The sequence below is a fragment of the Nonomuraea roseola genome, from assembly GCF_039535395.1.
GTDB lineage: Bacteria > Actinomycetota > Actinomycetes > Streptosporangiales > Streptosporangiaceae > Nonomuraea > Nonomuraea roseola.
Genome location: NZ_BAAAXC010000015.1, coordinates 2886079 through 2908519 on the forward strand (window position 1 = coordinate 2886079; position 22441 = coordinate 2908519).

Here is a 22441-nt window from a genome sequence, read left to right on the forward strand (position 1 = left end):
TCTCGCTTCCCCTCGGCCCTCACGACCACCGCGTCCCGCAAGGAGAACCTCATGGCCCTCGGCGCAGAGCGAAGCGGCGGTGGATCAGCAGACCCTGGAGCCGTTCGGCCAGCGGGTGCGCGTCGGCCAGCGGGCGCAGCTCGCCGAGCACGTCCGCGCCGGTGGCGAGCTCGGCCGCGAGTCGTTCCTCGGTGGCCGACAGCCTGGCCAGCAGCGCCCGCAACCTGGTGCCGGCCACCTCGATCGGACGGTCGTCGTCACCCCGCACCTCGAAAGGACCAAGCAGCAGCACGCGCACCCGGCCAGTCTGCCAGGCCAGGCCGTCCGGGGTCATCGCGAGCGGTTCCGGCTAGATTGTGGACATTCGTTGGCTTCTTCATGGGTGGTGCGTTGGCAGACGAGATCCGTGGTGTCCTGTTCGACATCGACGACACCCTCTTCGACTACACCAGCTCGGAGCGGACCGGCCTGCTCGGGCATCTGGCGGCCGAGGGCCTGCTGGAGAGCTTCCCCTCGCCCGAGGAGGCGGTGGCGCTCTGGCGGGGGATCATGGAGGAGGAGTACACCAGGTTCCTGCGGGGCGAGCTGTCCTTCGAGGAGCAGCGGATGGTCAGGGTCAGGCGCTTCCTCGGGCGGGCGATCCCCGACCAGGAGGCGTGGTTCGGGCGCTACTCGGCCCTGGTGACCAAGGCGTGGGCGGCCTTCCCCGACGCGGCTCCCGTGCTGGAGGCGCTCGCGCCGCACTTCAAGCTGGGCGTGGTGTCCAACTCCTCGCTGCAGCACCAGCGCACCAAGCTGACCACGCTCGGCCTGCTCGACCACTTCGGCGAGGCGATCGTGTGCTCCCACGAGTACGGCAGGGCCAAGCCGCACCCCGAGATCTTCCTGGCCGGCTGCGAGCTGCTGGGCCTGCCGCCCGGTCAGGTCGCCTACGTGGGGGACAAGTACGACGTCGACGCGCTCGGCGCCCGTGCCGCGGGGTTGCGCGCGTTCTGGCTCGACAGGGTCGGTGGCTCCGCCGTCCAGGAGGAGGGGGTGACGGTGATCGGCTCCCTCGAGGAGCTGGTGGCCGCGCTCAGCCCTGGTAGATCCACTGGCGATAGGGCGGGATGAGCTCCTCGAAGACGGCGATGACCTCGGCGGCGGCCTGGGCCAGCTCCTCGGGGCCCGGGGGAGTCGCCGGTTCGAGCGCGTGCCTGACGACGAAGGCCAGCGCGTCGGCCTTGGCCCGCACGTCCAGCTCGGCGGCCTGCGGATCGAGGGCGTCGACGAGGTAGAAGCCGCTGTTGAGCGCGCTCATCGCGTAGGTGAGGTGGGGCACGTCGTCGCGGAGCAGGCCGTGGCCGACCAGCAGCTCGAACATCCGCTTGGTGGCCAGCAGCTCCTGGCTGCGCAGCGGCCTGTCGGCCAGCAGGCCCTGCAGCGCCCTGGTGTCGCCGGTGACCAGCGTCTGCAGCACCGGCCTGCCGTGGACGTCCACGAAGGAGAACGACAGCAGGCGGTGGGGCAGCACGGTCGCGGGGTCGCGGCGCAGTTCGGCCAGGAGGCTCTCGAGGTAGGCGATGGCCTCCCGCAGCAGCAGCGCGTCGAAGAGCTGCTGCTTGGTCCGCCAGTGCAGGTAGACGGTGCCCTTGCCGATGCCGGCGCGCTGGGCGATGTCCTCGATCGTCACCTTGCGGTAGCCGAGCCGCACCAGGAGCGCGGCGGCGGCGTCAAGGATGCGGTCGGCGCGCTCCACAGGCCCTCCTCGTGACCGATCTGGTCGATCAGTCACATTACCCGGAAGGCGAAGTGGGCGGCCTGGGCCGCCTCGCGCGAGCGCGCCGTGTGACGCAGCAGACAGCGCGGTCAGGAATCCCCGCTGATCACCCCAGCGCTACACGCGATAGGCAAAGCGAAGGGAATCGGGACCATGACGTACCTCATCGCCTACGACGGCTCAGCCGACTCGCGCCACGCGATCGAGTTCGCCGCCAAGCATCTCGCCGCGGAGCCCACCGTGATCGTCACGGTATGGGAGCCGCTGCTCGTGCAGCTCGCCAGGCACGGCGCCGCCGCCGCCTCGGCGATCGTCTCGAACGAGGAGCCCGAGGAGTTCAGGGCCCAGGCGGAGGCGAACGCCAAGGAGGGCGCGGAGCTGGCGCTCGCCTCGGGTCTCACCGACGTCGGCTACCGCGCGGTCGCCGACAGGAGCTCGATCTGGCAGGCGATCGTCGACCTCGCAGACGAGCTCGACGCCTCGCTGGTCATCACCGGCTCACGCGGTCTCGCGGGCGTGCGCTCGGTGCTGCTCGGCAGCGTCAGCAACCATGTGCTGCACCACGCGCGCCGTCCGACACTGATCGTTCCTCCTGGCGAGTGACACACGAGGGGGGCCGCAGGTGGGTGTCGATGCGCCTGGCCCCCGGCCCCTCCTCGCCGAGCTGGTCACGCGGGTTGGCCAGCACGCACCTGTCGAGCGACAGGCAGCCGCAGCCGATGCAGTCGGTCAGGTCGTCGCGCAGCCGTAGCAACTGCTCGATGCGGTCGTCCAGCTCCGTGCGCCACGTGGCGGAAAGGCGCGCCCAGTCGGCGCGCGTCGGGGTACGGCCCTCCGGCAGCTCGGCCAGGGCGTCCTTGATGGTCTTCAACGGGATGCCGATGCGCTGGGCCAGCCGGACGAAGGCCACCCTGCGGAGAGTGTCGCGGCTGTAGCGCCGCTGGTTACCGGTGGTGCGGCGGCTGGTGATCAGGCCCTTGGCCTCGTAGAAGTGCAGCGCAGAGACCGCGACGCCGCTGCGCTCGGACAGCTGCCCCACGGTCAGCTCCTTCGCGTTCCACGGTGCCGTCATGGCGTCACCGGGCGGAAGTGCGTCACCAGTGTGCCCGCGTCGGCGTCGAAGAGGTGCAGGGCGAAGGCGGGCGGCAGGTCGTAGTCGACGATCACGGTCGCGCCGCTCTCCGTCGGGGTCACCAGCGTGGAGATGACGCCCGGCGCCACGATCAGCGGTCGTCCCGCGAAGGTGGTGGCGACGGCGGTGTGGGCGTGGCCCGCGAGGACGGCGACGACCTGCGGATGCCGGTCGAGCAGCGCGGCCAGCCGTTCGGGCTCCTGGAGGCGGATCTCGTCGACGTACGGCACGCCCAGCGGCACCGCGGGGTGGTGCATGCCGACGAAGGCGGGCACCTCGGGCCGCTCCGACAGCACCTCGTCCAGCCAGGCGATGGTCTCGTCGGACAGACGGCCGTCGTCCCTGCCGGGGATGCTGGAGTCGGCCAGCGCGATCGTCGCGCCATCGAGCCGCAGCACCTGGTTGGCCGGGCCGATGATCTTCTCGAACTCGGGGACCCTGTCGTGGTTGCCCGGGCAGATGATCAGGGGGATGGGCGAGCGCAGCAGGTCGCGCGCCGTTTCGTACTCCTCGACGAGCGCGTGGTCGGCGATGTCGCCGGTGACCAGGATCGCGTCCAGTTGCCCTGGAAAGGAGAGGAGGTGGCGCATGACGAGGCGGGTGCGTTCGACGCTCTGGTCGGAGCCACCGATGTGGGTGTCACTGATGTGCGCGTATACCTGCATCTTTCCAAGCTTAAAGGTACGGCTAGCATCGGCACGTGAACACGATTCAGGCCGAGTTCGAACTCCTCGACGAGCGCTTCTCCGGCATCGGCGGCGACGAGCGGATAGAGATCCTCTACACGGGAACGCGCTGGGCGGAGGGCCCGTGCTACTTCCCCGCCGGCCGCTATCTCGTCTGGAGCGACATCCCCAACGACAGGATGCTGCGCTGGGACGAGCTGACGGGGAACGTCGGCCCCTTCCGCCGGCCGTCCGGCTACGTCAACGGCAACACCCGCGACGCCCAGGGCCGCCTGATCTCCTGCGAGCAGGGCAACCGCAGGGTCACCCGCACCGAGCACGACGGCTCGATCACCGTGATCGCCGACCGCTGGGAGGGCAGGCGGCTCAACAGCCCCAACGACGCGGTCGTGAAGTCGGACGGGTCGATCTGGTTCACCGACCCGCCGTACGGCATCACCAGCGACTACGAGGGACACAGGGCCGAGCAGGAGATCGACGGCTGCCACGTCTACCGCGCCGATCCCGTCACGGGCGAGGTCCGCAAGGTGACCGACGACTTCGAGCGCCCCAACGGCCTGGCCTTCTCCGCCGACGAGAGCCTGCTGTACGTCGTCGACACCCGCCGCAAGCACCTGCGCGTCTTCGACGTGCACGCCGACGGCACGCTGTCGGGAGGCAAGGTGCTGGCAGAGGGAACCTCCGACGGCATCAGGCTCGACGACGCGGGCCGCATCTGGGCCGCGGGCGAGGGCGGCGTGCTCTGCTTCGACCCCGACGGCACGCTCATCGGCAGGCTGCGGATCCCCGAGAAGGTCGCGAACCTGACCTTCGGCGGCCTCAAGGGCAACTGGCTGTTCATCGCCGCCTCCACCTCGCTCTACGCGCTGATGACCAACGTGCGGGGCCTCACTCCCAGCGGAACACCCTGACGGCGAGCCCGCCGAAGACCACCAGCCCGGCCGCGAGCACCAGCAGGTGCGGCAGTTGCGGCGCCTGGCCCGCCCAGGTGGCGCTCAGCGCCTGGGCGAAGGGTCCCGCCACCGAGTAGTCGCCGATCACGCGCACGACCTCCGGCAGGTACTCCCTCGGCACCCACATCCCCGCCACGAACATCAGCGGGAACATCGCCGCGGACCCGATGATCGGCGCGCTCTTGCCGTTGGGCGCCACGGCGGCGATCACCAGCCCCATCGCCATGAGCGCCGCCGAGCCGAGCAGGAACACCAGCACGAAGCCCGCCACGTTACGCGGGACGCCGGGCCCGAAGGCGACCAGCAACGTCGTGGCCACGATCCCGACCACCAGGTTGATCACGAGCTGGACGGTCAGCATGCGCAGCGGTGAGACGGGTGTGGTGGACATCCTGCGCAGCACGCCCTGCTCCCTGTAGGCGGCCAGCACGCCGGGCAGCACGCTGAACGACAGCGTCAGCGCCGACAGCATGACCATCAGGGCGGGGAAGGCGGGCCCTGCCACCTTGCCGAGGAACTGCAGAAGCAACAGCGGCAGCCCGATCGCGAACAGCAGGTACCACCCGTCGCGCAGGTGCAGCTTGGCCTCCACGAGCAGAAGCTTGCTCATGACAGCTTCCTTCCTGTCAGTGCGAGGAAGACGTCCTCGAGCGTCGCCTGCTCGATGCGCAGGTCGGTGGGGACGATCTGGTGCTCGGCCAGCGCCAGCGTGACCGCGGGCGCAAGGTTGCCCCTGCCGGTGACCGTGAGCTGCTCGCCGTTCCGACGCACCCCTGTCACCTCGGGTACGGCGAGCAGCATCGCGTCCTCGACCGGAGCCGAGGGCCTGAACCTGACCCGCTGCGACTCCTCCACCTGGCCGATCAGCGCGCTCGGCGCGTCCATGGCGACGACCCGGCCCGAGGAGATCAGCGCGACCCTGTCGCACAGCCGCTCCGCCTCCTCCATGAAGTGGGTGACCAGCACGATCGTGACCCCATCCGCGCGGATCTGCTCGATGAGGTCCCAGGTGTCCCTGCGGGCCTGCGGGTCGAGGCCGGTCGTCAGCTCGTCGAGGATGGCCACGCGCGGCTTGCCGACGAGGGCGAGCGCGACCGACAGCCGCTGCTTCTGGCCGCCTGAGAGGTTGGTGAAGCGCGTGTCGCGCTTGTCGGCCAGGCCCACCCGCTCCATCAGCGCACGCCAGTCGGCGGGCTCGCGGTAGAAGGAGGCGAACAGGTCCAGCGCCTCCCACACCTTGATCTTCTCGGGCAGCTGGGCGCTCTGCAGCTGGACACCGAGCAGGTGCTTGGCCTCCAGCGGCGTCCTGCCGCCGACGGTGATCGTGCCGCTCGTGGGGGTGCGCAGCCCCGCGACGCACTCCACCGTGGTCGTCTTGCCGGCTCCGTTGGGGCCGAGGACGCCGAAGATCTCGCCCTCGTCGACGGCGAACGAGACATCGTCCACCGCCACCTGGTCGCGATAGCGCTTGTGGAGGTTCGTGACCTCTATGACCTTCATAGCCATCACGGTAGGAAGTCGCTGATCAGCGGATAAGACGGCTAGATGCCCGGCAATGGTGTACCTAGGTGCAGTACCCGAAGGCGGCGACATCGCTCAGACTGGAGGACATGCTGCGCAGAAGCCTCTGGTTGCTCGCGCTCGTGGTCGTCGAGGTGCCGCTGGTGCTGCTGTCGGCCCTCGTGCTGCTGGCCTCCTTCACCGTGGGACTGGTCCCGTTCTTCCCGCCCTGCGTGGCGCTGGTCAGGCGCGTGACGCGGCGGACGAGAAAGCTGATGGGCATCGCCGCGCCCTACCATCCTCAGCCGCCGCCTCCGGTGCCGCAGGCCGACGGCTGGTACCGCTCGGATCGCACGCTCTACAAGACGCCCAGAATCCCCGCGTGGAACGACAGGTGGAAGTGGCTGTTCGGCGACCCCTCGACCTGGCGCGACTTTCTGTGGCTGCTGCTCGACCCGGTGGTGAAGCTGGTGCTGGCCGTACCGCTGCTGATGCTGCCCGGGCACGCGCAGCGGGTCTACGGGTACTGGGCGGCGTGGCTGCTCGGGCCGACGGCCAAGAGCGAGCTCGCGGGGCAGGTGCGCAAGCTGTCGGAGTCGCGCACGCTGACCGTGGACTCCCAGGCGGCCGAGATGCGCAGGATCGAGCGCGACCTGCACGACGGCGTGCAGGCCAGGCTGGTCGCGCTCGGCATGACGCTCGGCGCGGTCGAGGAGCTGGTCAGAACCGACCCCGCGGCGGCTGTGGCGCTGCTGGCCAAGGCGCGTGAGGCCTCCGCGGAGACGCTGGTCGAGCTGCGCGGTGTCGTGCGCGGCATCCACCCGCCCGTGCTGGCCGAGCGCGGGCTCGGCGACGCGGTGAAGGCACTGGCACTGGACAGCCCGCTGCGCACCAGCGTCGAGGTGGATCTGCCCGTCAGGCTGCAGACGCCCGTCGAGACCGCGCTGTACTTCGCCATCAGTGAGTTACTGTCCAACGCCGCCAAGCACTCGGGCGCCGACAACGTCATCGTCGACATCACCCACACCGAGCGCGACGTGACGGTGATGGTCTGGGACGACGGCGAGGGCGGCGCCGACCCCTCGCGCGGCAGCGGGCTGGACGGCATCGAGCGCAGGCTCGCCGCCTTCGACGGCGTGCTCGCCCTGTCCAGCCCGCAGGGCGGTCCCACGACCGTGGCGATGTCGGTGCCGAAGGTGTTGCCCGAGGAGTACGGCAAGAAGAAGAACCCGATGCCCAAGTGGCAGGCGGCCGTCGTGGTGTTCTGCTGGGCGCTGTCCTGGCTCCCGCTCTTTCCCCAGGGTCTGGTCGCGGGGGTGTTCAAGACGATCGGGTTCGAGCACAGGAGCTGGTTTTTGGCCCTGTACCTTCCTGACTTCTGGCAGTGGCCGGCGATCGTCGGAATGGTGTCGCTCGGCATGCTGATGTACGGCGTGGCCCTGTACCTGCCGATGCGGCATTCGCGTGAACGCTGGATCGCCGAGGCCTCTCCCCGCCGCCCCTGGTTCAGCCGATGCTGAACCGCGTGCTGATCGCCGAAGACCTCTACCTGCTCAGGGAAGGACTGGTCCATCTGCTCCAGGCGCACGGCTTCACGGTCGTGGCCGCCGTCGACGACGGACCCTCGCTGGAGCGGGCCCTGATCGAGCTGCGCCCCGACGTCTCGGTGGTGGACGTACGGCTGCCGCCCACCTTCACCGACGAGGGGCTGCAGGCCGCGCTGTCGGCGAGGAAGCAGATTCCAGGGCTGCCGATCCTGGTGCTGTCGCAGCACGTGGAGCAGCTCTACGCCAGGGAACTGCTGGCCGACGGCTCGGGCGCGGTCGGCTACCTGCTCAAGGACAGGGTCTTCAACGCCTCGCAGTTCGTCGACGCGGTGCGCAGGGTCGCCGAGGGCGGCACTGCCATGGATCCCGAGGTCATCGCCAAGCTGCTGGCCAGCAACGCCAGGCACGAGCCGCTCGGCAGGCTGACGCCGCGTGAGCGCGAGGTGCTGGGGGCGATGGCCGAGGGCAGGTCGAACGCGGCCATCGCCCAGCGCCTCCACCTGAGCGAGAGCGCCGTGGCCAAGCACACGGCCGCCATCTTCACCAAGCTGGATCTGGCGCCCTCCGACGACGACAACCGCAGGGTGCTGGCCGTCCTGGCCTATCTCAACGCCGCGCGCCGCTGAGCGGCCGCGCCTCCTACGGGCCGGTGGCGTCCTTCCGCACGAGTTCGGACACGCACCGTCAGCTTTGTCGGTCGCGCAGGCTACCGTTTGGTGAGAAACCGGCGACGAAGGGATGGCTCAGGTGAAGTTCCGGGTTAACCGCGATGTGCTGGCCGACGCGGTGGCGTGGGCTGCCCGAGTTCTCCCCACCCGCCCTGCCGCTCCCGTGCTCTCCGGCCTGCTCCTCGAGGCGGGGGAGGAGCTCACCCTGTCCGCGTTCGACTACGACGTCTCCGCCCAGGCGCGCGTCGAGGCCGAGGTCGACGAGCCAGGCAAGGTGCTGATCCCCGGCAGGCTGCTCGCCGAGATCAGCCGCAGCCTGCCCCAGGAGCCGGTGCAGATCGTCACCGACGGCGCCGAGGCCGTGCTGACCTGCGGGAGCGCCGAGTTCGGTCTGGTGACGATGCCGGTCGAAGACTTCCCCACGATGCCCCAGATGCCGCCGGCCGTCGGCGCCGTGGGCGGCGGCGTGTTCGCGGCCGCGGTGGGCCAGGTGGCGCCGGCCGCCAGCCGCGACGACACCCTGCCGATGCTGACCGGCATCAGGGTCGACATCGCGGGCGACGCGGTGACCATGGCCGCCACCGACCGCTACCGCATCGGCGCCCGCGACTTCACCTGGCGTCCCTCGCAGCCCGACCTCAACGTCTCGGCGATGGTGCCCGCCAAGGTGCTGGTCGAGGTGGCCAAGTCGCTGCGCGGCGGCGAGGTGTCCATCGCCATGGGCGACGGGGTGGCGGGCTTCGAGAGCGTCGGCAGGAGCACCACGGTCAGGCTGCTCGACGAACAGTTCATCGACTACCGCGCCAGGCTGGCCGGCGACTGGCCGCTGCGCGCCGACGTGCGGGTCGGCCCGTTCGTCGAGGCCATCAAGCGTGTGGCGCTGGTCGCCGAGCGCAACACCCGCGTCAAGCTCTCCTTCACCCAGGGCCAGGTCCTCATCCAGGCGGGCGGGGGAGACGTGGGCAGGGGCGCCGAGGTCGTCGAGTGCGACCTGCGGGGCGACGACATCCAGATCGCCTTCCAGTCGCAGTTCCTGCTCGACGGGCTGACGGGCATCGACACGGAGTTCGCCAGCGTCAACATGGAGTCCCCGACCCGTCCCGCGCTGATCACCGACGTTCCCGGCGACGCCGCCCCCGCCTTCCACTACCTGGTCATGTCCCTGCGCATCGTCTGAACCACGAGCCTGTACGGCAGGCCACCCCCGGCCCACCCATGGCACGGGGACGGCGTCCCTCCGGGGACACGCTCCCCGAGCCGACGCGGCCGGGCCGAAACGGCGCCCGTAACGCCTACATCGAGCCGCTGAGCCATTCTGCGGGCGACGTAACGGTGGGAGGCTGAAGTCCCGCTGGAGGACGCGTGAAAGACAGACGGCCACCGCTGACTGCGGTGGCCGTGAGGGGGCTCTGCCGTACTGGCTGTAGACGGGCTCGCCGTAAAGGAGAGAAAGCGGCTCACACGTCGGTGAGAGCGATGAGGATGTGCTCCATGCAGGCGTGGCCCGCGCGCTCGGCGGCGGCCGCGTCGCCCGCCGCGATGGCCCTGGCGATCGCGTCGTGCGGGATGTAGCTGCTGTTGAGCGCGTCCATCGAGGTGCCCGCGGCCGTGATGGATGCGCGCAGGGCGGCGGAGAAGTCCTCGTAGAGGTCGATCAGCACCAGGTTGTGCGTGGCGTGCACCACCGCCATGTGGAAGGCCAGGTCCGACTCGACGAACGCCTCGGGGTCGCCCGCCTCCCACGCCCTGTCGCGCTCGGCCAGCCTGGCCTCGATCAGTTTGATGTCGTCGTCGGTCCGCCTGGTGGCAGCCAGCCTCGCCGACTCGACTTCGAGCGCCCGCCGCACCTCGAGGATCTCGAGCTGCTCGGCCTGCCGCAGCCGGCGCAGCATCGCGCCGGACAGCTCGCTGGTCGCCCTGACATAGGTGCCGTCGCCCTGCCTGCACTCCAGCAGCCCTGCGTGCGTGAGCGCACGCACGGCCTCACGGACCGTGTTGCGGCCCACGCCCAGTTGCTCGGCGAGCACGGTCTCGGTGGGGATCTTGCCGTGCATCTGCCACGACCCTGAGGTGATCTGCTCCTTGAGCTGATCGATCACCTGGTCGACGAGCGAAGCTCGCTGCGCCGTACGCAGACTCACAGTCCGCCTCCTCCGGGAAACCAATCATCCTATGAGTCAATGACTGGTAGACCCTAATTATTCCAGACCTGAAAACACAAATCTGGAGCTCCCGGAGGTGCTATTCAACGGGAAATCGGTACGTCGACCTTCACTCCTGCCATGGCGGAACGCACTCCGGCAGCCTCGAGTGCTCTACGATACGCCGCCGTCTGCTCTTCTCTGTGCCCGGCCCTGCCGTACAGGTCGCCGAGCTCCCGCCAGCAGCGGGCGGACTTCCTGTCCGTGCCGTAGACAGGCCCGTGCAGGCTGTCGAGCAGCACCCGTGCCGAACGCAGATGCTCGCCGGCCTCGCGCTCCGCGGCCAGGGCGGCGTCGGCCAGCAGCAGGTGCGCCGTGGCCGGGACCGTTCCTGGAACGTTACGAAGCAGCGCGAGGCCATTGGCTCCGAGCTCGGCCGCACCGGTGGCGTCACCTGCGCGAAGTCGCACCCGGCCGTGCACGATCAGACTCTCGGCGTGATCGGCGACCGTGTCGGCGAAGGCCGACAGGATCCGCGTGGCGGCCACGGCGAACTCCTCGGCCTCCTCGGCGGAGGAGAGGCCGAGCCTGGCCCACTCCATCGCCACGTGCCCGAGGCGCACCGCCAGACGAGCCGGCCGACCTGCGGCGATGGCGTCGTCTGCCAGCCGTACGGCCAGCGCGGAGTCTTCACCCGAGGCGGCCACGATGCTGGCCTTCCACAGCGCGTGGATCTCAGCGGAACGGTCCACAACCTCAGGGAAGCCGGTGGCGGCGAGCACCTGTCGGACGTAGGCCAGCTCGGCGGAGTCGTCGGAGCGGGTCTCGACCAGCGCGGCGGCCAGGTCGACGGCGAGCTCGCCCTGCGTGACGGCCAGCCTGGAGGCCTGCCCGAAGGCGGTGGTGCCGAGGTCACGAGCGCGCAGGCGGTCGCCGGCGAGGTGGTAGCAGCGCGACAGCGCGACGGTCAGCGGCAGGTCGGCAAGGCGTTCGGGATGAGCGGCTGCCTCCCTACGCAGCCGCTCATAAGCCTCGACCGCAGGACCGAGCCTGCCCTGTGCCTCGAGCGCGCGCGCTCTGCCGAGCCTGGCATGCGCGGCGAGAAGTGCGTTCTCCTCACCGGCGGCCTTGATGATCTCGGTGAAGCGCTCAGCGGCGACGTTGGGGTCGCCGTGACGCAGCTCGAGCTCGGCATGACGAAGGCCGAGCTCGGTGTCGATGCGCTGCCGAGGTTCTATCCCGTGAAGGAGGAACTCGGTGGTGCATCCCAGCCGTTCGGCCAAGAGGCGTGCCACAACCGGAGTCGGCGTGCGCTTGCCCGACTCGATGAGTGAGACGTAACTGTCCGACAGGTCGGGCCCGGCCAGCTGGGCCTGGGACATCCGCCTGTTAAGCCGCAGTCCGCGGACGCGGTCACCGATTGTTCCCTGACTCGGCATCTCATCTCTCAGGGCGGGGAAGGGTCAATGTGTCGCAATGATTGCATGAAGCGACCGAATCGGGTATCCCCACCCGAGAAATCTCTTCACAGAGGGTTAATCGTCCCCTTCGTCCTTGCTCGGGAAAAGCATCTGGCAGACCTCGAGATAAAGGGTCTCGGGATACGGGATGTACTCCACGGTCGACAGCGCCTGGTCCTGACCTGCTGACTCGAGGATGAACTCCCCATAACCGAGCATGCGCCCCAGCAGTGAGCGCTGGAAGCTCATGTCCGTGACTTTCTGTAGTGGCATCATCGCGACTTTGCGCGTGATGAGCCCTGTGGTGAGCAACATCCGCTTCGAGGTCACCACGAAGTAGTCGACCGACCACTCCGCGACTTTCCATACGAAACGGATCAGCAACAGGAGCCAGAGCCACCACACGACGACCAAGGCGGTGCCGCCGCCCTGGTCGCCGAAGAACTTGCTGAGCAGCCCTGCGACGATCAGGCCGCCGAAGACCTCGGCGACCGGACGCAGAAGTACGGCGGGATGCCGCCGTACCATGATGACCTGGTGTTCGTGGGGGAGTAGGTACCGGTTGACCGACGACGGAGCAGAGTCCCCGTGGGTCACAAGTCTCATGCGAGGCTGTTGAAGAATTGAGCTAGCGAGTCGGCCGCGTTGAACACTGTGTCGAACGCGCCTCGTACCGCGTCCGCTGCGTCGGCTGGTCGCGCGAAGAGGTAGTACGCAACGAATGCGATACCACCATACGTGAGGACCTTTTTGACCTGCACTGTCGCCTCCACTACCACGTACCCACTACACCCGCCGTATACATTACCCAGCCAAGCGGCCGGGTAAAGCGCAACAGACCACGACAAGTCTTAAGCGTCACGGGATTTCGATCTTGACTAACCTCGTTCGCTGGCCACCAGCGCGAGGACATGAAGGTGCTTGCGAGCGATCCTCTCGACCAGGCCCGGGTGGGCATAGCCGGTGACCTCGAGCGCGCCGTAGTGCGCGGCCTCGACGCAGCGGGTGACGGTGCTCGCGGAGTGGATCCCCGCGAACTCGTCACGGAGGGCGGACTCGACCTCCGCGTACGGACTCGTGGCTGGCTCGCTCATGGTGCTCCCCGGTATGCGCCGCTCGGAACGCGGTGCCTAAGAGATGCGTTCATCACTCTACGTACCCATGCAACCACAGAATGTAACGAACGCGAGCGCCTAGAGGAGGAAAAGAGCTGATCAGACCACGCCGTAGAGACGGTCTCCCGCGTCCCCCAGACCCGGGACGATGTAGCCGTGCTCGTTCAGGCGCTCGTCGAGCGCCGCGGTGACGACCCTGATCGGCTTGCCGGAGTTGGCGAAGACCTTGTCCATGTAGGCCAGGCCCTCGGGCGCGGCCAGCAGGCACAGCGCGGTCACGTCGACGGCGCCCCTGTCGAACAGGAACTGGATCGCCGCCGCCAGCGTGCCGCCCGTGGCCAGCATCGGGTCCACCACGTAGCACTGCCGCCCCGACAGGTCGTCGGGCAGGCGGGTGGCGTAGGTCTCAGCCTGGAGCGTCGACTCGTTGCGGATCATGCCGAGGAAGCCGACCTCCGCCGTGGGCAGCAGCCGCGTCATGCCGTCGAGCATGCCGAGCCCGGCCCGCAGGATGGGCACCACCAGCGGGTATGGCTTGGCCAGCCGGACGCCGTCGGCCGGGGCCACGGGGGTCTGGACGGTCACGTCCGTGACCCGGACGTCGCGGGTTGCCTCGTAGGCCAGGAGAGTCACCAGTTCGTCGGCCAGCCGCCTGAAGGTGGGCGAGTCGGTGCGGACGTCGCGCAGCGTGGTCAGCTTGTGTGCGACAAGGGGGTGATCGACGACGAGGGTCTCCATAACGGACAACGCTATCTTGTGTGGAAGGTACCGGCACGTCGCGTACTTGGATTTGATCACAATTTGGTCGGAGGGCCCTACGCTCAGTGGACGGTTCTGGAAGCATTGAAGGTCGTAGAGGCCACGTCGGGTGGGGTGGACGATGACAGACGAAGATGCGCTCGACTTCGCCATCGTGGTCTATCGAGAGGACGAGTGCTGGGACGCCGAGCTGCTTCCCGTCGCGCTCACCTCCGATCTCCACGGGTTGATCCACGCGTTGAAGCAGCAGCCGAGCGAGAGCGGGACCATCGGCCTGGTGGCCGTCGGCGACGAGTTCTTCGTGGCGCTGCGCGTGCTGGGCGATCGGGTGGACGTGTTCCTGTCCGACATCGCCGCCTCGTGGGACTACCCGCTGGCGCAGCAGGCCCTTGAGTATCTCGACGTCCCGGTCCCCGACGAGGACGAGCTCGACGAGATTCTCCAGGACGAGGACACCGTCCTGCCCGCGGGCGATTTGTCGATCTTCGTGGACCTCGGATTGGACGAGATGGAGCTGGGCATCCTCTCCGGTGACATCGACCTTCACCCCGAGGACGTGCTGTCCAGCATCGCCGCGCGGCTCGGCTTCTCCGAGCCGTTCGAGCGCGCGATCGACTCGGTCTTCGGCTGATCTCGGGAGCACCGGCATGCCCTCCAGCGCCATCTTCTCGGCCGCGTTCGTCAGGACACCCGAAGGGTGGAGCGGCGCGGAGGTCGACCTGAGCGCCGCGGAGATCGTCGACGACCTCGGCGACGCCGTCCAGGAGAGTCTGGGGCTGGTCGGCGACGAGCTCGCGCTGCTGTGCGTCGAGGTCGAGGACGAATGGTTCGCCATCGCCCGCTACAGGGGCGACGAGGAGCCGAGGGTCTTCCTGTCCGACGCGCAGGCGGGCGTGAACGGTCAGGTGGGCGAGCTGTTCGCCGAGTTCGCCGGCGTCGCGCCCGACAAGGAGAGCACCGACCTCGGCGTACGGCCCGCCGGTGACTTCGAGCTGCTGCAGGACTTCGGCGTCAGCAAGGAGGAGCTGCTCGAGCTGAGCATGGAGGAGGGCGTGCTGCCCGCCGACATCCTCTCGATCATCGCCGAGAGGCTCGCCTTCGCCGACGAGCTCGACCGCCTGCGATGAGCCCGCGATGAGCCTGCGGTGAACCCGCCATGCGGCCTCCGACGAGCCTGTGGGGCCTGCCGTGAGAGCGCGTGGCCGTGGGTGAGCCCGCGGTGAGCCCGAGCCCGTGGGAGGGCGCCATGCGCCTCGCGCTGGAGCAGGCCGAGCTGGCGGGTCAGCGAGGAGAGGTCCCCGTGGGCGCGGTGGTGGTGGGACCTCGGCCCGCGGACGTGCTCGCGCGAGCCGGCAACGACAGGGAGTCCAGCCGCGACCCCACCGCGCACGCCGAGGTGCTGGCGCTGCGCGGCGCCGCCGCCTCGCTGGGCGCATGGCGGCTGAGCGGCTGCACCCTCGTGGTCACCCTGGAGCCGTGCACGATGTGCGCGGGGGCCGCCGTACTGTCGCGAGTGGACCGCATCGTCTTCGGGGCCGTCGACGCCAAGGGCGGCGCGGTCGGGTCGCTGTGGGACGTCGTACGCGACCGCCGGCTCAACCATCGGCCCGAGGTGATCCTCGGCGTTCTGGAGGAGGAGTGCTCCTCCGCGCTCAAGAAGTTCTTCGCTACTCGGAGAATCCGGTAAGCTCGTCCGCGGTGGTGTCGCCTAGTGGCCGAGGGCGCACGCCTCGAAAGCGTGTGATGGGGCAACTCATCCGTGGGTTCAAATCCCACCACCACCGCCACTAAAAAGAGCCTCTGACCTGGTAAGACAGTTCAGGGGCTCTTCGCATATCAAGATCATTGGGGAACCGTTGGGGAACGGGACTCCGGATGATATAGAAAATGCGGTCTCCCGGTGGCGGTGGTCGCTCGCCTTCCAACACGGAAGGATCACGAAATGGCTTCGATCGAGCCTCCACGCAAGTCCGCGAAGGGTCACCTCACCTACCGGGTCACCTGGGTCACCGGCGGCCGCCGCGGCGGCGCCCGAGACAGCGAGACCTGCGACAGCAAGACCATCGCCAAGCGATTCAAGGCCCTCGTCGTAGCGGCGGGGGAGCGGCGTCCCGAGGGATACCCGAAGGGCTGCCGCGGCCTGGCCCCCGCACCAGCCGAGCCCGAGCCCCAGCTGCCCGCCGAGATCCCGAGCTTCGGCCAGGTCCTCGAGTACTACCTCGCCCAGCCCAACCACCGGGCCGAGCCGTGCCAGCTGACCAACTACCGCCGCCTGTTCGACCGCCACGTGCGCGGCGCCGTTGTCACCGTGCCCGCCGGGCTCGACGGTGCCGAGCGGCGGGTCGGCCCGCTCGGCGGCCTGCCCATCACCGAGGTCACCACCGACGTCATCCAGGCCTGGGTCACCTGGATGGAACAGCGCCGCCGCCCCGTGCGCGGCCAGCTGGTCCCCTTCGCGTCCAAGACCATCATCAACATCCACGGCGGCGTCATCGCGCCCACGCTCGCCTACGCCACCCGCTCCGGCCTGCTCGAGGTGAACCCCTCGGCGTGGGTCCGACTGCCCTCCCAGCAGGGCCGCACGGTCACCCTCGACAACGTGCCCACCGGCCACGAGATCCCCGAGTGGATCGCCTGCGCCTACGCCGTCGACCAGCTCGCCGGCGACATGGTCACCCTCGCCTTCGGCACCGGCCTACGCTTCGGCGAGATCACCGCGCTGCGCCCCTGCGACGTCGACACCACCCGGCGGCTGCTCACCGTGGCCCGGGTCATGTGGGCTGGCGGGATTGGAGCCACCCGCGCCCTGTGAGCATTCCGCCAGCGGAAGAGCTGGCGGGAAATGTTGCTGGCCAGGACCGCCTGTTGACAGCCTTCAGGCCATGGAATGCCCTCTTCGCGTCCCGGCCACTCAGCCGCTCCCGCATCGGGAGAGGTAATCTTTGACGTAGGAGGGGCCGACATGAGCACATCGAGCATCGCGGCCGAAGCACGGGAAGACGTCCCGGTCTCACCGCCCGAACTGTCACAGGCGCTCGGGAACCTGATCGAGGAGCTCCTGACGTACGGGGCCGCTAAGCTGTCGCGCCAGGTGGGCGAGTGGCTCCGCGACCTCGAGCGCACGATGGCATCCCGGGGGCCGTTCGAGCGAGCCGCCTACGAAGCTGGCAAGGCCCATCTGCAGGGCAAGAACCCCGTGTGGGCGGGTGCCAAGGGCGCGTGGTCCGGAGCCACCGTGCCCCAGAGGGTCGCCGCGGTGGTGATTCTGGTTCTGCTGCTCCTGCTGGCGCCCGTCCCGCTGGTCCTGCTCATCCTCGGAATCCTCATCGCCGCGCTCGTGGCCGGTATTCGGGCTGCCAGGAGGTAAACGTCTCGTTCCTTACGTAACACAAAAAGGCGCCTCCGCCACCCGAAGGTGGACGGAGGCGCCGTGAGGTAATGCCTGTCGAGTTCAGCCGCTGTACGGGTACGGCGGCTCAGAGGTGGGCTCGGCGGGCGGCTCTTCGGTGGTGCGCAGCCAGCTGGGCAGGAGCGCCTGGACGCTGGGCAGTGCCATCACGCGGGCGAAGCCGCCGGCGACGGCCAGGCCACCCGCGACCCATGGCAGGGTCTCGGGGATGCCGGCGGCGCCGACGATGGCGGGGAGCGCGACGGCGAAGCCGGTGGCGGTCTGGAGCGCGGTCCGTAGGGACCGCTTGGTCTCGATCTTCATGGCTGCTGCCTTTCTGTAGGAACGACGAAGCCCGGGCCTATGAGCAGATCCGGGCTGGTACGGCTGGGCCATGAACGCTGGCCGCCGCCTACAGGCTCTTGACGGCGCCGAGCTTGGTCAGGTCTCGGCTCTGGTTGCCGAGGCTCCAGTCGGTGACCTCGCCGGTGGCGGCGTCGATGGTCAGCGTGATGGTGTTGCCGCGCGGCGTGGGTGCGCCCTTCGGCGCGGTGGCCATGTGGCCGACGAAGTCGCCGCGCATCTGGATGACGTGCACCGGCGCCTGGCCGTCGTCGACCGTCGCCTTGCTGCCGGACAGGTCAGCCGCGGCCTGCCGCTAGTAGCTGGCCGCGGCCAGCGCCGTCACGGTGGATTCGTCCATCGCGTCGACGCTCAGCTTGAGGTTGGCGACGTCGTTGTCGGAGAGGCTGAACTCCCACTCGGTGATCTTGCAGCCGCGGAAGGTAAACGGTCTCACGAGCCCGGTCGCCGCCTCGGGGCGGCCGACCTGGATGGTGAGACCGAGCCCGAGCTTGCCGACGGGGATGTGCACCGTTCGGTAGGCGGTGGTGGAGGCGATCACAGTGGGGACGCCGGTGGAGCCGAGCATGTGCTTGAACAGCAGGCCCATGCCGCGCGTGGCGATCGGCAGCTCGATGTCACCGCCGGCGGTGACGCGGCTCTTGGTGACTCGGCTGGCGCGCTTGTACTTCAGGCCCGCCTGCAGCGAACACTGAGTCGGCGGGTTGCTCGCCGCTGATCAGCGGTCCGTCGTACACCCTGACCGGGTGGGCCAGCGGCGGGGCGGCAGCCAGGGCGGCGAGCAGGTTGTCGATGATCTCCGGCACACGGGAGGTCGCCATGGTCACACTCCAGGGATGCGGGAGGTCTGCAGCAGCTCCACCGCGCGGCGCGGGATGGCGAAGCTGAAGTTGGGGGTGAACAGCATGTTGTCGTTGCTGCCGCCGGGCAGCGGGCTGCCGCCAGATCCGCGCTGGGTCTCCCACAGATGCCCGATGATGATCAACCCGGCGAGCACGTAGTTGTCGAGCACGTTCGCGCGGCCCGCGGTGCAGTCGACGGTGATGTTGTTCCTGCCGTACGGCCACACGCGCGGCCGATGGCCCGCCATCCGCACCAGCACGCCAGAGTCGCTGAGGGAGTAGTCGGCGGCCGCCAGCGCGGTGCCGTTCTCCACCACCGCGGTGACGGCTTGGACGGGCGGATGACGCAGGATGAGCTCGGCCGTACCGGCGCCGGAGTAGCGCTCGGTCAGGGACCGAGGCTCGACAGCGCCGACGTAGTGCTCGACGACCTCGGTGGCCGCTCCGAGGTAGCCGGTCAGCTCGGCGTCGTAGTCGGCGACGTCGATGTTGAGGTGCTCCTTGGCCTTGGCCAGGGACACGATCGGCATGGCTGGTCAGGCCTGCCTGGTGGGGCGGCCGCGCTTGGCCGTCGGCTTGGCTGGCGCGTCGGCGGTCTCCGCCTGGTCGTGGTCGACGGCCGCCGCCTCCACCAGCGGCCGGTCGCCTGCCTGCTCGCGCTCACTGTCCTGCGCCGTGTCGGCGTCGGCCTCGAGGACCTCGTCGTCCTCGTCGGCGGCTTGCGCGGCGCCCATCGAGATCAGAGTGTGCGCCTCGGTCTCCGACAGGTCGATGTACCCACCCCGTGCGGGCCACTCGACACCGTCGCGGGTGCCGGACATGGTGATCAACATCTGTACGCGCATGACTGCCCTTTCCTTCTATTCAGGGGAGGAGCCTCGGCCGCTCCGCGTCGAACGCGAAGCGGCCGAGGTGGGGAACTGCCGGTCAGGCCGCGCCGCCGACGAAGGCCTTGATGGCGCCGGTCTGGTCGGCGAGCAGGCCGTCCCCGCGCAGCAGGGCGCGGAAGGTCACCATGTCGGTGTTGAAGGCGTAGTCGTCGGACCGCTCGAAGCGGATGCCGTTGACCATGCGGACGAAGTAGGCGCCGAAGTCGCCGAACAGCACGCTCTTGGCGCCAGTACCGATCGCGGCGACGTTCGGGTCGGAGCGGACCGGCTTGCCCAAGATGGTGTCCGGGGCGCCGGCGACCAGGCCGGGCTGCCAGATGTACTGGCCCTGTCCGTCCTTCAGCTTGCGGGCGGCCGCGATGGAGGCGTCGCGCAGCATCCAGCTGCAGGAGGGGCTCATCCGGTAGGGCTCGATCACGCTGAAGAACAGGTCGATCAGGTCGTCAGCGGTGAACGCGCCGGCCACCCCGGCACCGCCGGTCTTGCCGGTGGTCGCCACGACCGCCACACCAGAGGGCTGGTTGGTGCCGGTTCCCGTGACCAGGTGAGCGCCGAAGGCGTTGCCGATCGCCCTACCGGCCGCCCGGGCGAGGTAGCCGAGCAGGTCCACGCCGGTGTCGGTGGTCAGCTCGCTGGACAGCTGCACCAGGTTGCCCAGTAGGGCCTTGCGCGAGCTGAGATGGCGAGCTTGATGCACTCGTCGCGCACGCTCTGCTCGGCCGCGTAGATGTTCAGCAGGACGTGGATGTCTCCCGGGAGCACGTGGACAGTCTTGCCACGCTCCAGGCGGCTCAAGGTGCTCGGGCTCCAGCCCGTTCTGGCGCACACCTGGTCGCCGGTCAGGCCTCGCTCCTCGCGCAGTCGGAGGAGGACGCGGCCGAGGCGCAGCAGCCTGAGAGGCACCACCGCCAGGCAACTGATCCCGTCCGATCATCTCGATCGGGCGGGATCGTGTCGTTTCTGGGCATGTCGCATCCTGAGGTCAGGAGGGCAGCTCCAGCACCCTGGCGTGCAGGATGGAGCGCTGGTGGAGCGCGGCGCGCAGGGCGCGGTGCAGGCCGTCCTCCAGGTAGAGCTCGCCTCGCCACTGCACGACGTGCGGGAACAGGTCGCCGTAGAAGGTGGAGTCGGCGGCGAGCAGGGAGTGCAGGTCGAGCATGGCCTTGGTGGTGACCAGCGAGTCGAGCCGGACCTGCCTCGGCGGGATCTGAGCCCACTCGCGATTGCTCAGACCGTGTTCGGGATAGGGGCGTCCGTCGCCGACCAACTTGAAGATCACCCCATCGATTTTAGAAGAGAATTCGCATCCCTGCGTTACTCAGCGCTCCCATCGCAGCTCAGATGCCCTTCTTGAAGGTGTCGCATTCGGCCGGATCGCCGCTCTGATAGCCGTTTCCGAACCACGTGACGCGTTGTTCGGAAGTTCCGTGCGTGAACGCCTCCGGGTCGACCCTGCCCTGGCTGCGCTCCTGGATCCGGTCGTCCCCGACGGCGGCCGCGGCGTCCAGCGCCTGCTGGATCTCGGCCTGGGTGAACGCCTTCTCGTAGAACCCGGTGTCCACGGCGTGCTTGGCCCAGACCCCGGCGTAACAGTCGGCCTGCAGCTCCAGCTTCACCGCGCCGCTGTCGGGACCCTGACGATCCTGGCCCACGCGCTCCATCTGGCCTGTCAGGTTCTGGACGTGGTGACCGTACTCGTGGGCGATGACGTAAGCCTGCGCGAAGGGGCCGCCCTTGGCGCCGAAGTCGCGCTGCAGGGTGTCGAAGAAGGTCAGGTCGAGGTAGACCTGCCGGTCGCTCGGGCAGTAGAAGGGCCCGACGGAGGAGTCGGCGGCGCCGCAGCCGGTGTTGACGGCCTGGGTGAACAGGATCGTCTTGGCCTGCTGGTAGCCGTCGATGTTCCCCCAGTAGTCCTGGATGCTGTTGACCACGCCGACGACCCTGCACTCTTCGGACTGGTCGGCGTCCGCCCCTGTCCTGCACTGCTCGGACAGGTTGGAGGTGGGCTGTAATCCGGCTGGATCGCCGCCAGTGATGTTGCCGGGGTTCACCCCGAATATCACGGCCGCGATGAGCGCGATGATGCCGGTGATGCCGCCACCGATGGCCAGTCCGCCACCGGGGAGGCCGCGGCCGCCGCGCTGCTCGACCTGTGAGGAGTCGAGCTGGGCCTCGTCTCGGAAATCCATGGCCTGGCATCTGCCCTCCAGACCGCGAATCAGTCAGATCCCTCCGGTGAAGGTGTCGCAGCGGGCCGGGTCGCCGCTCTTGTAGCCGACGCTGAACCACTTCTCCCGCTGCTCTGAGGTGCCGTGGGTGAAGGCGTCGGGCACGACCCTGCCCTGGGAGCGGCGCTGGATGCTGTCGTCCCCGACGGCCGCGGCCGCGCTGAGCGCCTCGTCGATGTCGGCCTGGGTGAAGGGCTGGGTGTAGAACCCCGTGCGCACGGCGTTGCCGGCCCAGACCCCCGCGTAGCAGTCGGCCTGCAGCTCCAGGCGTACGGCTCCGCTGGTGGCTCCCTGCCGGTCGTTGCCGACCCTGTTCATGGTGCCGAGCAGGTTCTGGACGTGGTGACCGTACTCGTGGGCGATGACGTAGGCCTGCGCGAAGGGCCCGCCCTTCGCGCCGAAGTCGCGCTGCAGGGTGTCGAAGAAGGTCAGGTCGAGATACACCTTCTGGTCTCTCGGGCAGTAGAACGGGCCGACGGAGGAGTCGGCCGCCCCACAGGCGGTGTTGACGGCCCTGGAGAACAGCACGGTCTTGGCGGGGGTGTACGACGTGCGGCCCCTGCCGGTGAAGGCCTGCTTCCAGTAGGCCTGGATGCTGTTGACGGTGCCGACGATGCGGCAGTCCTCCGACTGGTCGGCGTCCGCGCCCGTCCGGCAGCGAGAGGCCAGGTTGCCGCTCGGCGAGCCCTGCGGTTCGGCCCTCGACGCGGACGGGGCGGGGCTCTGCGGCTCGTCGCCGCTGAAGTTCGTCGGCACGATCTGGAAGAGGAACAGCGCGGCCACACCCACCAGAAGGAGCAGGCAGCCGCCGCCCTTCCCGCCGACGGGCAGCACGCACCCTCCCGGCATCATTCCGCGGCCGCCCCCGCCTCCACCCGCCCTCGGGCCCGAAGCCCTGACGTCCTCCACCTGTGAAGGGTCGAGCTTGGCGTCGTCGTCGAACTGCATGCCAGTGCCCTTCCCTAGTAATAGATCAGATACTCTCCGTAATCGGACTATGGTGGGCATAT

Annotated in this window: 33 protein-coding genes and 1 tRNA gene; 12 read left to right on the forward strand and 22 right to left on the reverse strand. The window is 69.0% G+C overall.

The window, feature by feature from the left end:
- Positions 1 to 49 precede the first annotated feature (49 nt).
- Positions 50 to 298 (reverse strand): BTAD domain-containing putative transcriptional regulator, encoded by a 249-nt coding sequence (locus ABFX55_RS36965; RefSeq protein WP_346127606.1) that lies wholly within the window; start codon positions 296 to 298, stop codon positions 50 to 52.
- Positions 299 to 390: 92 nt separating this feature from the next.
- On the opposite strand from ABFX55_RS36965, the gene ABFX55_RS36970 reads away from it, so the two are divergent.
- A complete protein-coding gene (locus tag ABFX55_RS36970) occupies positions 391 to 1113 on the forward strand; it encodes an HAD family hydrolase (RefSeq protein WP_346127608.1) in 723 nt (240 codons plus the stop codon).
- On the opposite strand, the gene ABFX55_RS36975 is transcribed toward ABFX55_RS36970, so the two are convergent.
- Positions 1076 to 1738 carry a TetR/AcrR family transcriptional regulator gene (locus ABFX55_RS36975; RefSeq protein WP_346127609.1) on the reverse strand — a complete coding sequence of 221 codons (663 nt, stop codon included), beginning with the start codon at positions 1736 to 1738 and terminating at the stop codon, positions 1076 to 1078. The genes ABFX55_RS36970 and ABFX55_RS36975 overlap by 38 nt on opposite strands.
- A 174-nt stretch (positions 1739 to 1912) precedes the next feature.
- On the opposite strand from ABFX55_RS36975, the gene ABFX55_RS36980 reads away from it, so the two are divergent.
- Positions 1913 to 2362: a universal stress protein gene (locus tag ABFX55_RS36980; RefSeq protein WP_346127611.1), complete on the forward strand. Its 450-nt coding sequence runs from the start codon at positions 1913 to 1915 to the stop codon at positions 2360 to 2362.
- Here ABFX55_RS36980 and soxR read toward each other — a convergent pair.
- Both soxR and ABFX55_RS36990 read right to left on the reverse strand, forming a co-directional pair.
- Complete coding sequence (gene soxR / locus ABFX55_RS36985) at positions 2301 to 2831, reverse strand: redox-sensitive transcriptional activator SoxR (RefSeq protein ID WP_346127613.1); 531 nt, start codon at positions 2829 to 2831, stop codon at positions 2301 to 2303. The two genes, ABFX55_RS36980 and soxR, sit on opposite strands and share 62 nt — an antisense overlap.
- On the reverse strand, positions 2828 to 3556 hold the full coding sequence (locus tag ABFX55_RS36990; RefSeq protein WP_346127615.1) for a metallophosphoesterase: 729 nt from the start codon (positions 3554 to 3556) through the stop codon (positions 2828 to 2830). The genes soxR and ABFX55_RS36990 overlap by 4 nt, the downstream gene beginning before the upstream one ends.
- Positions 3557 to 3591: 35 nt before the next feature.
- Here ABFX55_RS36990 and ABFX55_RS36995 point away from each other — a divergent pair, with 35 nt between their 5' ends.
- Complete coding sequence (locus ABFX55_RS36995) at positions 3592 to 4488, forward strand: SMP-30/gluconolactonase/LRE family protein (protein WP_346127617.1); 897 nt, start codon at positions 3592 to 3594, stop codon at positions 4486 to 4488.
- Here the strand turns inward: ABFX55_RS36995 and ABFX55_RS37000 are convergent.
- Both ABFX55_RS37000 and ABFX55_RS37005 read right to left on the reverse strand, forming a co-directional pair.
- Entirely contained in the window at positions 4466 to 5140 is a 675-nt protein-coding gene (locus tag ABFX55_RS37000) for an ABC transporter permease (RefSeq protein ID WP_183653274.1), read from the reverse strand. The genes ABFX55_RS36995 and ABFX55_RS37000 overlap by 23 nt on opposite strands.
- Complete coding sequence (locus ABFX55_RS37005) at positions 5137 to 6030, reverse strand: ABC transporter ATP-binding protein (RefSeq protein ID WP_346127618.1); 894 nt, start codon at positions 6028 to 6030, stop codon at positions 5137 to 5139. The genes ABFX55_RS37000 and ABFX55_RS37005 overlap by 4 nt, the downstream gene beginning before the upstream one ends.
- A gap of 110 nt (positions 6031 to 6140) precedes the next feature.
- Between ABFX55_RS37005 and ABFX55_RS37010 the strand changes: the two genes are divergently transcribed.
- From ABFX55_RS37010 to dnaN, 3 genes are all read left to right on the forward strand, one after another.
- Positions 6141 to 7550 (forward strand): sensor histidine kinase, encoded by a 1410-nt coding sequence (locus tag ABFX55_RS37010; protein ID WP_346127620.1) that lies wholly within the window; start codon positions 6141 to 6143, stop codon positions 7548 to 7550.
- Positions 7544 to 8203, forward strand: a complete 660-nt coding sequence (locus ABFX55_RS37015; protein WP_183653283.1) for a response regulator — start codon at positions 7544 to 7546, stop codon at positions 8201 to 8203. The genes ABFX55_RS37010 and ABFX55_RS37015 overlap by 7 nt, the downstream gene beginning before the upstream one ends.
- A gap of 121 nt (positions 8204 to 8324) precedes the next feature.
- The gene (dnaN, locus tag ABFX55_RS37020) at positions 8325 to 9422 is read left to right on the forward strand and encodes a DNA polymerase III subunit beta (protein ID WP_346127622.1); all 1098 of its coding nucleotides are present in this window, start codon (positions 8325 to 8327) and stop codon (positions 9420 to 9422) included.
- Positions 9423 to 9702: 280 nt separating this feature from the next.
- Here dnaN and ABFX55_RS37025 read toward each other — a convergent pair whose 3' ends face one another.
- The 5 genes from ABFX55_RS37025 to upp form a co-directional block, all read right to left on the reverse strand.
- On the reverse strand, positions 9703 to 10386 hold the full coding sequence (locus ABFX55_RS37025) for a FadR/GntR family transcriptional regulator (RefSeq protein ID WP_183653291.1): 684 nt from the start codon (positions 10384 to 10386) through the stop codon (positions 9703 to 9705).
- Between the two features lie 104 nt (positions 10387 to 10490).
- Entirely contained in the window at positions 10491 to 11825 is a 1335-nt protein-coding gene (locus tag ABFX55_RS37030) for a helix-turn-helix domain-containing protein (RefSeq protein ID WP_346127625.1), read from the reverse strand.
- 96 nt (positions 11826 to 11921) lie between these two features.
- On the reverse strand, positions 11922 to 12452 hold the full coding sequence (locus ABFX55_RS37035) for a PH domain-containing protein (protein WP_346127627.1): 531 nt from the start codon (positions 12450 to 12452) through the stop codon (positions 11922 to 11924).
- Positions 12453 to 12724: 272 nt separating this feature from the next.
- Positions 12725 to 12940, reverse strand: a complete 216-nt coding sequence (locus ABFX55_RS37040; protein WP_183653294.1) for a hypothetical protein — start codon at positions 12938 to 12940, stop codon at positions 12725 to 12727.
- A 120-nt stretch (positions 12941 to 13060) separates the two neighbouring features.
- Positions 13061 to 13699 carry a uracil phosphoribosyltransferase gene (gene upp, locus ABFX55_RS37045; RefSeq protein ID WP_183653297.1) on the reverse strand — a complete coding sequence of 213 codons (639 nt, stop codon included), beginning with the start codon at positions 13697 to 13699 and terminating at the stop codon, positions 13061 to 13063.
- Positions 13700 to 13841: 142 nt separating this feature from the next.
- Between upp and ABFX55_RS37050 the strand changes: the two genes are divergently transcribed.
- The 6 genes from ABFX55_RS37050 to ABFX55_RS37075 all read left to right on the forward strand — a co-directional run bounded on the left by ABFX55_RS37050 (position 13842) and on the right by ABFX55_RS37075 (position 17087).
- The gene (locus tag ABFX55_RS37050; RefSeq protein ID WP_346127629.1) at positions 13842 to 14351 is read left to right on the forward strand and encodes a tRNA adenosine deaminase-associated protein; all 510 of its coding nucleotides are present in this window, start codon (positions 13842 to 13844) and stop codon (positions 14349 to 14351) included.
- Positions 14352 to 14367: 16 nt separating this feature from the next.
- Entirely contained in the window at positions 14368 to 14847 is a 480-nt protein-coding gene (locus ABFX55_RS37055; RefSeq protein ID WP_346127631.1) for a tRNA adenosine deaminase-associated protein, read from the forward strand.
- A gap of 119 nt (positions 14848 to 14966) precedes the next feature.
- Positions 14967 to 15407, forward strand: a complete 441-nt coding sequence (gene tadA / locus ABFX55_RS37060; RefSeq protein ID WP_346131369.1) for a tRNA adenosine(34) deaminase TadA — start codon at positions 14967 to 14969, stop codon at positions 15405 to 15407.
- A 10-nt stretch (positions 15408 to 15417) separates the two neighbouring features.
- Positions 15418 to 15507: transfer RNA gene (locus ABFX55_RS37065), tRNA-Ser, on the forward strand.
- Between the two features lie 155 nt (positions 15508 to 15662).
- Positions 15663 to 16532 carry a hypothetical protein gene (locus ABFX55_RS37070; protein WP_346127633.1) on the forward strand — a complete coding sequence of 290 codons (870 nt, stop codon included), beginning with the start codon at positions 15663 to 15665 and terminating at the stop codon, positions 16530 to 16532.
- A gap of 150 nt (positions 16533 to 16682) precedes the next feature.
- Complete coding sequence (locus ABFX55_RS37075; RefSeq protein WP_346127635.1) at positions 16683 to 17087, forward strand: hypothetical protein; 405 nt, start codon at positions 16683 to 16685, stop codon at positions 17085 to 17087.
- A gap of 84 nt (positions 17088 to 17171) precedes the next feature.
- Here the strand turns inward: ABFX55_RS37075 and ABFX55_RS37080 are convergent, their stop codons facing one another.
- The 11 genes from ABFX55_RS37080 to ypfJ (ABFX55_RS37130) all read right to left on the reverse strand — a co-directional run bounded on the left by ABFX55_RS37080 (position 17172) and on the right by ypfJ (ABFX55_RS37130) (position 22379).
- Positions 17172 to 17432: a hypothetical protein gene (locus ABFX55_RS37080; RefSeq protein WP_346127637.1), complete on the reverse strand. Its 261-nt coding sequence runs from the start codon at positions 17430 to 17432 to the stop codon at positions 17172 to 17174.
- An 88-nt stretch (positions 17433 to 17520) separates the two neighbouring features.
- The gene (locus ABFX55_RS37085; RefSeq protein WP_346127638.1) at positions 17521 to 17706 is read right to left on the reverse strand and encodes a hypothetical protein; all 186 of its coding nucleotides are present in this window, start codon (positions 17704 to 17706) and stop codon (positions 17521 to 17523) included.
- 60 nt (positions 17707 to 17766) lie between these two features.
- On the reverse strand, positions 17767 to 18156 hold the full coding sequence (locus ABFX55_RS37090) for a phage tail tube protein (RefSeq protein WP_346131371.1): 390 nt from the start codon (positions 18154 to 18156) through the stop codon (positions 17767 to 17769).
- The gene (locus ABFX55_RS37095; protein ID WP_346127640.1) at positions 18089 to 18292 is read right to left on the reverse strand and encodes a hypothetical protein; all 204 of its coding nucleotides are present in this window, start codon (positions 18290 to 18292) and stop codon (positions 18089 to 18091) included. The genes ABFX55_RS37090 and ABFX55_RS37095 overlap by 68 nt, the downstream gene beginning before the upstream one ends.
- Positions 18293 to 18294: 2 nt before the next feature.
- Positions 18295 to 18843, reverse strand: coding sequence for a head-tail connector protein (locus tag ABFX55_RS37100; RefSeq protein WP_346127642.1), 549 nt, complete (start codon positions 18841 to 18843; stop codon positions 18295 to 18297).
- Between the two features lie 6 nt (positions 18844 to 18849).
- Entirely contained in the window at positions 18850 to 19158 is a 309-nt protein-coding gene (locus ABFX55_RS37105) for a hypothetical protein (RefSeq protein WP_346127644.1), read from the reverse strand.
- An 82-nt stretch (positions 19159 to 19240) separates the two neighbouring features.
- Positions 19241 to 19849, reverse strand: coding sequence for a phage major capsid protein (locus ABFX55_RS37110; protein WP_346127645.1), 609 nt, complete (start codon positions 19847 to 19849; stop codon positions 19241 to 19243).
- Positions 19828 to 20106 carry a helix-turn-helix domain-containing protein gene (locus tag ABFX55_RS37115; RefSeq protein ID WP_346127647.1) on the reverse strand — a complete coding sequence of 93 codons (279 nt, stop codon included), beginning with the start codon at positions 20104 to 20106 and terminating at the stop codon, positions 19828 to 19830. The genes ABFX55_RS37110 and ABFX55_RS37115 overlap by 22 nt, the downstream gene beginning before the upstream one ends.
- A gap of 79 nt (positions 20107 to 20185) precedes the next feature.
- Positions 20186 to 20482: a type II toxin-antitoxin system VapB family antitoxin gene (locus tag ABFX55_RS37120; protein WP_183653309.1), complete on the reverse strand. Its 297-nt coding sequence runs from the start codon at positions 20480 to 20482 to the stop codon at positions 20186 to 20188.
- A 58-nt stretch (positions 20483 to 20540) separates the two neighbouring features.
- Positions 20541 to 21392 (reverse strand): KPN_02809 family neutral zinc metallopeptidase, encoded by an 852-nt coding sequence (ypfJ, locus tag ABFX55_RS37125; protein WP_346127649.1) that lies wholly within the window; start codon positions 21390 to 21392, stop codon positions 20541 to 20543.
- A gap of 33 nt (positions 21393 to 21425) precedes the next feature.
- Complete coding sequence (ypfJ, locus tag ABFX55_RS37130) at positions 21426 to 22379, reverse strand: KPN_02809 family neutral zinc metallopeptidase (RefSeq protein ID WP_346127651.1); 954 nt, start codon at positions 22377 to 22379, stop codon at positions 21426 to 21428.
- Between the last annotated feature and the right edge of the window lie 62 nt (positions 22380 to 22441).

Bases quoted from the DNA above. Each gene is read 5' to 3' on its own strand.
- tadA (WP_346131369.1), top strand. From the start codon at position 14,967: ATGCGCCTCGCGCTGGAGCAGGCCGAGCTGGCGGGTCAGCGAGGAGAG.
- ABFX55_RS37030 (WP_346127625.1), bottom strand. From the start codon at position 11,825: ATGCCGAGTCAGGGAACAATCGGTGACCGCGTCCGCGGACTGCGGCTT.
- ABFX55_RS36990 (WP_346127615.1), bottom strand. From the start codon at position 3,556: ATGCAGGTATACGCGCACATCAGTGACACCCACATCGGTGGCTCCGAC.
- ABFX55_RS37100 (WP_346127642.1), bottom strand. From the start codon at position 18,843: ATGCCGATCGTGTCCCTGGCCAAGGCCAAGGAGCACCTCAACATCGAC.
- ABFX55_RS37010 (WP_346127620.1), top strand. From the start codon at position 6,141: ATGCTGCGCAGAAGCCTCTGGTTGCTCGCGCTCGTGGTCGTCGAGGTG.
- upp (WP_183653297.1), bottom strand. From the start codon at position 13,699: ATGGAGACCCTCGTCGTCGATCACCCCCTTGTCGCACACAAGCTGACC.
- ABFX55_RS37095 (WP_346127640.1), bottom strand. From the start codon at position 18,292: ATGGCGACCTCCCGTGTGCCGGAGATCATCGACAACCTGCTCGCCGCC.
- ABFX55_RS37055 (WP_346127631.1), top strand. From the start codon at position 14,368: ATGCCCTCCAGCGCCATCTTCTCGGCCGCGTTCGTCAGGACACCCGAA.
- ABFX55_RS36980 (WP_346127611.1), top strand. From the start codon at position 1,913: ATGACGTACCTCATCGCCTACGACGGCTCAGCCGACTCGCGCCACGCG.
- ABFX55_RS37105 (WP_346127644.1), bottom strand. From the start codon at position 19,158: ATGCGCGTACAGATGTTGATCACCATGTCCGGCACCCGCGACGGTGTC.
- ABFX55_RS37075 (WP_346127635.1), top strand. From the start codon at position 16,683: ATGAGCACATCGAGCATCGCGGCCGAAGCACGGGAAGACGTCCCGGTC.
- soxR (WP_346127613.1), bottom strand. From the start codon at position 2,831: ATGACGGCACCGTGGAACGCGAAGGAGCTGACCGTGGGGCAGCTGTCC.
- ABFX55_RS37040 (WP_183653294.1), bottom strand. From the start codon at position 12,940: ATGAGCGAGCCAGCCACGAGTCCGTACGCGGAGGTCGAGTCCGCCCTC.
- ABFX55_RS37050 (WP_346127629.1), top strand. From the start codon at position 13,842: ATGACAGACGAAGATGCGCTCGACTTCGCCATCGTGGTCTATCGAGAG.
- ABFX55_RS37080 (WP_346127637.1), bottom strand. From the start codon at position 17,432: ATGAAGATCGAGACCAAGCGGTCCCTACGGACCGCGCTCCAGACCGCC.
- ABFX55_RS37070 (WP_346127633.1), top strand. From the start codon at position 15,663: ATGGCTTCGATCGAGCCTCCACGCAAGTCCGCGAAGGGTCACCTCACC.
- ypfJ (WP_346127649.1), bottom strand. From the start codon at position 21,392: ATGGATTTCCGAGACGAGGCCCAGCTCGACTCCTCACAGGTCGAGCAG.
- ypfJ (WP_346127651.1), bottom strand. From the start codon at position 22,379: ATGCAGTTCGACGACGACGCCAAGCTCGACCCTTCACAGGTGGAGGAC.
- ABFX55_RS37035 (WP_346127627.1), bottom strand. From the start codon at position 12,452: ATGAGACTTGTGACCCACGGGGACTCTGCTCCGTCGTCGGTCAACCGG.
- ABFX55_RS37015 (WP_183653283.1), top strand. From the start codon at position 7,544: ATGCTGAACCGCGTGCTGATCGCCGAAGACCTCTACCTGCTCAGGGAA.
- ABFX55_RS37000 (WP_183653274.1), bottom strand. From the start codon at position 5,140: ATGAGCAAGCTTCTGCTCGTGGAGGCCAAGCTGCACCTGCGCGACGGG.
- ABFX55_RS37005 (WP_346127618.1), bottom strand. From the start codon at position 6,030: ATGAAGGTCATAGAGGTCACGAACCTCCACAAGCGCTATCGCGACCAG.